Here is a 6,851-nt window from a genome sequence, read left to right as displayed (position 1 = left end):
ATGTTATTTTTTTGTGAGAGGATGTCTCCGGTGAACCTGCGCCAACAGGTACACGTTTTATGGAGGCGTCCTTTTCCTTTACTGTGATACGGTCATTATATTCGTCAATCCCTGGACAGGCAATTCCGTCAGCTTTTGGGCATTATGATTCAGCGGCAACACTATTATGAAACTCAGCACGAACAGTAAAAACATGAAAGTAAATCCTACTAGATAAATAGGTATCTAAGGAATACCAAGTCGGCAGTACTTTCTCAGAGTTTTAAAGTATTCTAAAAATCGTTCGCCGTTAGTTCACTGACAACCTATTTATAATGGATGGATAACGACTTTCCATCCATTCCCTGAAGAATTTCCCATCAAGAAATTCACTATTCTCAAGCCTAATTACTTCATTTTTGATAAATCCGTTCTTCTATAATTCTCAGTTTTGCTACTAACCAATTTACTGTTGTAGCCGCATCATAATGGTATGCTTCGTCAAATGATTCGATGAGTTCATTACATAGTACGTCGGTAACTCTAAGATAATCATCCAGCTTTTTATTGTATTCTTTAGCAGTATCTATATGTCGGATTGGGAAAATGGGCTCGTTTAATAAATCACCTCAATACTTGGAATATAAATGATTGTAGCATGAAAAAACTTACATAAGTTTGTTTCATTTACGAGGAGGTTACTCAACTATTCTGCCAGTTACTTGAATGAATAAAAAAAGGAGCTGCTGTAAGGTAAGCTCCTTCACTCTATCGTTCACCGATAGTTGAATGATCAGCGACTACGTTTACTAAAGTCATCCCAATAACTTTTGCAAATAGTTCTTAAATCTTCAAGTGAAATCTGATTATGTTCAGGGTCGTAAATGTAAATTTCACTTGCCTTAACATGTAGAAATCCGAAGGATTGCCCATTACCGATGCTGCAAAACACCTTTACTTTATCCTCACTAATATCTGCCTTCAAAATACAACTCAGCAGGATAGATAAGTTTTACGTTAATGCCTTTGAAATGGGGCTTAATTCGTTCAGCAAGATACATTATATCGACGGTAAATTCAATTCCATCAACGGTATCCCTGATGTCTTCTACACTACCATCGTGAAAAATACTGAAAAGCAATTCTTGATTTTCTAAGTTCAAATGCATTCCCTCCAGTCTACTTTAGATAAGTGTCGTAGAAGACAAGAACACTTAGGATAATAAAAATAACTCCCATAACTCTGTTCAAGATAATACCAAGCAAAGTCGGCTCTTCAGAACCAAATTCTATTCTTCCATTTTTAATTCGCAGCAAATACCGCGATAATATTATGGGGATCTTAGGAAAAATAATGTTAAGTAATCCCATTAATACTAAGATGATTATCGCTACCAAAATCATTTCCTCTTTGCTCGAAGGCCTATTCCATAACTATTCTGCCGGATAGTTTAATGAGGCTACCATCGCGGTAGCCTCATCTTGTAGTTAATTGAACATAGGTTACCTGTTAGCTCAACGATATCCCGAACACCCTTGGCGAAATGCCGAGCGCGCGGTGCAAATCCTATTTCGGACTTCTTCGGTTTCTGGAAAAGACCACGAGCGCGGCGATTACCATCGCACCGAAACCCATGGTTTTGGCTGACTCGGATTCCATTCCCAGCAACATGCAAAGATTGGTAACCAAGCTTTTCGTTAGGAGTGCAACCACAATCAGCATGATCGGACGAATAATATTGTACTTTTTCATATGTGCCACCCTTTCTTATGTGTCTGCTAATTTAATTCTTTGCTTCCATTATTTAGCTTGTACATTTCCATTTGACCCTTTATTAAACAAACCTGCCCATTTCTATTATAAACAAAAGAGGAGTTGCCGCGAAGCAAGCCCCTCAACTATCGTTATCCGTTAGCTTAACAAGTCGATTATTTATTTCTAAGTCGGTCGAATGCATCTTGAAACTGTTGTCCAAATTTGGTCGGTTTATCCATTTCAGCATGAGACCAGTAGAACATCATCACATTTTTGGCTTCATAGATACGCGGAATAACCATATTATATGCTTCTTTTTGTTCATTAAAGTCATCCAATCCTTGTTTACGCTCGTTCTCTGACTCGAAAACATAAATAGAAATTTGCTCTAATTTAGCTGGGTCTGTGTCTTCGGTAGGTCTGCCTACTCGAATTCTATTCGGTTCTACCTTGTTCAAAATCCAATCTTTTTCAGGCGATGCTATTGGCATTAATTCAATCCCTTCAGCCTGAATAGCTTTCGTCACATCTTCTAAAATTAACGAAACGGCTACTTGTTGATGCGCCTGGTTGCTTTCTTTAGGTGTTTTATTTGCTCCAAAGCATCCTGTCATAATAAAGCACATTGATATCAGTGTTAAGATAATTTTCTTCATCACATACCCTCCTATTTATCAGTATTGACGTCTCATGGTGTAGGTATGTTGCAATTGATGGTTACATTGCGCTAAACTGCCCTTTAGTTCAACGGACAACGGCAGCTGGTCGTGTGCCGGCTGCCGTCTTGTTGTAATTGAGCTATAGTTTCTCGTTAGCATAACGATGTATTGAATATCAGTCCTTAGAATTGTAATCATCGAGGTCTTTAGCGTCTTCAAAAAACTCCATAAAGTTTTTTATTACGGATTGATCTTTACTAATCAAAAGAGTGAGTCCTGAATCCCAACAAACAATTTCAACTTCTGCTTTGGAATGTTGGACAGTGACACCTGGTTTCCATAATTCTGGAGTTTCCGCAATCGGTAAAACACTCAAGTTCTGTATATCGATCACTTCCGTATTTTTAAAACCAGAAAGTACTCCCCAAATAAATTGAATTTTATATTTAGTAATTAAATTGGTAAGTTGCTCCCCAGTAAGCCAGTATACGTTATTCCTATTCCATAAGACTTTGTGAATTTTACATTGATCACAATAATTAAGAAAATCATCTGGTATCCAGTTCAAGTCTAAATCTGTTAATAACCAATTATACTCATATTGTCGATTTTGAATCGCCTCAAATATTGGTCCAAGATATGTATAAAATTGAATCTGTTTAGAGTCTTTTAAAATTGCATTCACAACAATCACCCCATATGAAAATCAGAATATTTCTTTATTATTCGTGAAGTTATTAAGCAATCCTACCCTCAACTATAGTGTCCCGTTAGTAGAGCCGCACCTATTCCGTAATGTACGCTTTATCGAGAAGTTGTCTTAGTTCCTGTATTTTTGTTGACTTAAGAACTAATTTTTCCGTGTTGAAAACAAGTATGGTCGGAAAATCTTCTATGCTGAAAGCTTTCTTTACTTCTGGCGTATGCATCACGCTTAAATTCCCTACTTTCTCTACATAATTTCGGAGTAAGGCGTTTATCTCTTTCATAAAATCTGTATCGCCCATCTGTTCACCATTTGAATCAACAATATAAATTTGATATTCACCCTGATTCTTCGATTTTAATCTAGAGGTTAGTTCTTCATTAGACGAGGTACAACCTGTAGTAAATAATATTAGCAAGATGATGATTGAAATTGAAATTGATTTCATATGAGACCCCCTCCACAAATATGAAATATTCAAAAGGCTAGCAGTCATGATTTAGACGCGTGAAAATAGACTTTAGTTTCGTCATACTGCCCGTTAATTGAATGAATAAAAAGAGAAGCAGCCACGAAGCATGCTCCTCAACTATAGTTACTCATTAGCTTAATGGTTTGTTGCAATCCGACGGGCAGACCAAAGCGCCTTTAAGCTCCGCCGTGTGAATATGGTGTTATGTGAAGGTCTTGCTTCCCTGATTTGATGCACTCACACAGTTAATTAATAAATAAATCGTTAAATACACGGTTCCAATAAATAAGCCAAATAATAAGCAAAAGAAAAACGAATTACTTGTTAAACTTCCTTCTATGATTCCAGTTACTTTACTCCAATCAGTTATTGCTTCCCAGCTATTTAATCGATATTCTCTTCCTAACAAAATTCCATACCCACCTGCAACTGAAGCTATAATAACAAAACACCAAGATATTATCTTGTTATATAAACTCATTATTATGTATTGAATTTGATATATTGAGATTGCCCCAAGTAACAAGCTAGTCCAAGAAAATAAATTTATTACTATAAAATCAATCCAATAAGCAAAACTAATATTTCCATTATTTGCATACAAATCCTTCAATACAGTTAAATGAATGAGATCAGTTATAACGTACGGGGAATTCGGAAAGAAAAGTAACCATAGCATCCCAAATAAAACGAGAAAAATAGACTTCACTTTACTACGCTTGTAAATAAGATACATCAAATTAGACAGAACAAGTGGAATCCAAGCCAAAAATAAGTTCCAGTTCAAGAAATCAAAATAGGATTTATTTCTACAAGTAATATAAATAACAACGTTTACTAAAGATAGAGTTACTAGAAAAATATATAGGTTTTTATGGTTTAGATCCTTCAATGAGAACCTCCGTCAACAATTAATGATTTCAACACTTTCTCAAACTGGCGAGAATGCGCAGAAAATTTACACCATTTTACTATTTTACCACAAAATTATCTTTTCTCGTTAACTTAACGTCCCGTACCTTCCAAATCTTAATCATATAAGTACATCAAGAAGTAGAAATATTTATCCTCGACTTGAAAAATGAACTCTGACTGAAAAATCCCATAATTCTCTCTGCTATTTGCCTTCCATACCTGATAATGTGATGAACATATAAATTGCTCAATTAATCGGTTTAGTTTATTGATAGTTTTTTCATCGATATCAAAATAGTCAGAGAAGCTTTTATGGATGGAAGCTTTATTGTTTCAAGCTCCTGAAGATATCCTTTTATTTCGCCGAAGTTGAGAATGCTCATTATTACCCGCCTTCCATGTCCGTTTGGGACTTCCAATAAAGAATTTGCCTTGTTGAGCTATCGTTCCCAGATAAGCTTAATCACTAAGTACTTTAGCTTGTTACTCGCACAACTTATATCCTGTAACATAATTGCCCCATTTAGATAAATTCTTCTGCCAACAATTAAGTCCATTATATTCCCCTACATATATTACTTCGTTATTATTAATTAAAATTTGCAGATCATTATCTTGATCCCATGCACATTTGCAGTAAAGGTTAAGTGCAGTAGTATCCCAATTATCTGGACTATCAATCTGTAGAGTGAGCGGATCAATAAAACTCAAAATCTCTCTCGGCGAAGAAATATTGTACAGTCCTTTGGAATACTTAGCATCAGGTACATAACTCATATAATCTTGACAAAAAGTTGTTGAATAGAAACAGAGATCTGCAATAGTTTTTTCACTTAACGAATTGAGATTTTCTGAACAACGATTTACATAATCTAATGGAATGGAATCGGAAAATCCTAACTCGATATATTTGTTAAATAGCGAAAATAACACTTCACCGTTGAATCCATTTTCATCTTTTTTAACGTTTTGAATAAGTTCCATCTAAACTTCCCCTCAAATATTTGATGTTTTATGCTAATGTTTCTGGACAATAAATTTACTTAACTGCTGTTAGTTGAGCTGGCTGCCGATGGTTCGGCGGCCTGTTCATCATGATGCAATTTCTTCAGTTATTTCTGCTTCATACAGGATAATTTAACTCATCAGCTATTCTAAACCACGGTTTTAATGCGAACTTTGCTTCTCCTGTTGCCGAATCAAGGATCCTTAATACTACCTTTGTTTGTTTTCCTTCGTCGCCAACTAACATCCAAAGACTTGAATTAAATAATTCCTGGTCATTAAGTCGATATCCATTTCCATCAAGATACCAACCATCATTTTTATCTTCTAACTCCATAAGTTTCCCTTTGATATTATTATTCCAGTCAGTAAATTTTCCCTCAAGGTAGTATTCATCACATTCACCTATAAATTCAAACTCAAGACAATCAGAATAACTTATTTTGTATTTTTCCAATAATTATTCCCCCGTAACGTTTATCAATCTAGCTCAGGACTGATTGGATATTATAACTTTATCAAAAAGAAACAGCTACCACCACGCAAATCTGCCCTTAGCTTAATGGCCATGTGAATAATCCATTACAAATCCAAGCTTTAATATCATCGCAATTATGCGCATATGTTTGTGTCGCAAAACGATTATGCACCTATGTTTGTGTCGTGACCTCGCGACACAAACATAGGTACTTTGAATTAAAAAACCCCCTATTTCCGGGGGATCTAAAAGCACGAGTTGGATTTAAAGGATCTCCTCATAAACTGAGGCACACATGTGCGACTGTGCTCTACAACGAAGGAAAAGACGCCGATTTATTGGCCATCGCAGAACTATTGGGTCATAAAGGTCCAAACACTACTAACATATATACTACGGTTAATAAAGAAAAAAATGAGAGCAATTATCGCACTCATCGGTGCGATCGTTTCGATCGCCACCGCTATCATCAAGATGCTCAGTTGAACATAAGAAGCACCCTTCGGGGTGCTTTTCGTATTTTATTTGGTTACTTAATTTTGCGTCCATTACTTATATTTATGAGTAAATCCTTTACTTATGGTCAGCCTCTACTCCCCATAAGTTTGGATCTCACCTCAATCTTTTTTAGGTCAAAACCGTTTGCTCTCTGATTTGTTCCACAAGAAAAAAACCGCTAATGGGAAAATTCCATAGCGGTTATCGTTATTCGTTAGATGGGTACTTATCCCGTTTCTGATAATATTGATTTAGCAGTAAATCGAGCTCTTGCGAACTCTTTAAGACCATACTGGATGACAATCCATAGCATGCGGTCGCTTGATACATTTCATCTCGTTTGCACTCGATTACCTGTTGAATTTGAGCCAATTCATTCACGC

Annotated in this window: 11 protein-coding genes; 1 reads left to right on the top strand and 10 read right to left on the bottom strand. The window is 35.9% G+C overall.

Annotated features, from left to right (window positions below):
• Window positions 1-947 precede the first annotated feature (947 nt).
• From AC58PQ_RS28100 to AC58PQ_RS28060, 9 genes are all read right to left on the bottom strand, one after another.
• The gene (locus AC58PQ_RS28100) at window positions 948-1,142 is read right to left on the bottom strand and encodes a hypothetical protein (RefSeq protein ID WP_497247442.1); all 195 of its coding nucleotides are present in this window, start codon (window positions 1,140-1,142) and stop codon (window positions 948-950) included.
• 16 nt (window positions 1,143-1,158) lie between these two features.
• A complete protein-coding gene (locus AC58PQ_RS28095; protein WP_497247440.1) occupies window positions 1,159-1,383 on the bottom strand; it encodes a DUF6199 family natural product biosynthesis protein in 225 nt (74 codons plus the stop codon).
• 163 nt (window positions 1,384-1,546) lie between these two features.
• On the bottom strand, window positions 1,547-1,732 hold the full coding sequence (locus AC58PQ_RS28090; RefSeq protein ID WP_171633739.1) for a hypothetical protein: 186 nt from the start codon (window positions 1,730-1,732) through the stop codon (window positions 1,547-1,549).
• A gap of 176 nt (window positions 1,733-1,908) precedes the next feature.
• Complete coding sequence (locus AC58PQ_RS28085; RefSeq protein WP_497247438.1) at window positions 1,909-2,391, bottom strand: hypothetical protein; 483 nt, start codon at window positions 2,389-2,391, stop codon at window positions 1,909-1,911.
• A 178-nt stretch (window positions 2,392-2,569) separates the two neighbouring features.
• Window positions 2,570-3,079, bottom strand: coding sequence for a hypothetical protein (locus tag AC58PQ_RS28080; protein ID WP_497247436.1), 510 nt, complete (start codon window positions 3,077-3,079; stop codon window positions 2,570-2,572).
• A gap of 100 nt (window positions 3,080-3,179) precedes the next feature.
• Window positions 3,180-3,548, bottom strand: coding sequence for a hypothetical protein (locus AC58PQ_RS28075; protein ID WP_497247434.1), 369 nt, complete (start codon window positions 3,546-3,548; stop codon window positions 3,180-3,182).
• 226 nt (window positions 3,549-3,774) lie between these two features.
• Entirely contained in the window at window positions 3,775-4,341 is a 567-nt protein-coding gene (locus AC58PQ_RS28070; protein WP_497247446.1) for a DUF1361 domain-containing protein, read from the bottom strand.
• Window positions 4,342-4,970: 629 nt separating this feature from the next.
• Window positions 4,971-5,471: a DUF6985 domain-containing protein gene (locus AC58PQ_RS28065; protein WP_497247432.1), complete on the bottom strand. Its 501-nt coding sequence runs from the start codon at window positions 5,469-5,471 to the stop codon at window positions 4,971-4,973.
• 139 nt (window positions 5,472-5,610) lie between these two features.
• A complete protein-coding gene (locus tag AC58PQ_RS28060) occupies window positions 5,611-5,949 on the bottom strand; it encodes a hypothetical protein (protein ID WP_497247430.1) in 339 nt (112 codons plus the stop codon).
• Window positions 5,950-6,062: 113 nt separating this feature from the next.
• Here AC58PQ_RS28060 and AC58PQ_RS28055 point away from each other — a divergent pair, with 113 nt between their 5' ends.
• On the top strand, window positions 6,063-6,623 hold the full coding sequence (locus tag AC58PQ_RS28055) for a tyrosine-type recombinase/integrase (RefSeq protein WP_497247428.1): 561 nt from the start codon (window positions 6,063-6,065) through the stop codon (window positions 6,621-6,623).
• Between the two features lie 52 nt (window positions 6,624-6,675).
• Here the strand turns inward: AC58PQ_RS28055 and AC58PQ_RS28050 are convergent, their stop codons facing one another.
• Window positions 6,676-6,849 carry a Spo0E family sporulation regulatory protein-aspartic acid phosphatase gene (locus tag AC58PQ_RS28050; protein ID WP_497247444.1) on the bottom strand — a complete coding sequence of 58 codons (174 nt, stop codon included), beginning with the start codon at window positions 6,847-6,849 and terminating at the stop codon, window positions 6,676-6,678.
• Window positions 6,850-6,851 lie beyond the last annotated feature (2 nt).

This window comes from Paenibacillus sp. J22P143, from assembly GCF_059692035.1.
This window is presented reverse-complemented; position numbering and strand designations above follow the sequence as displayed.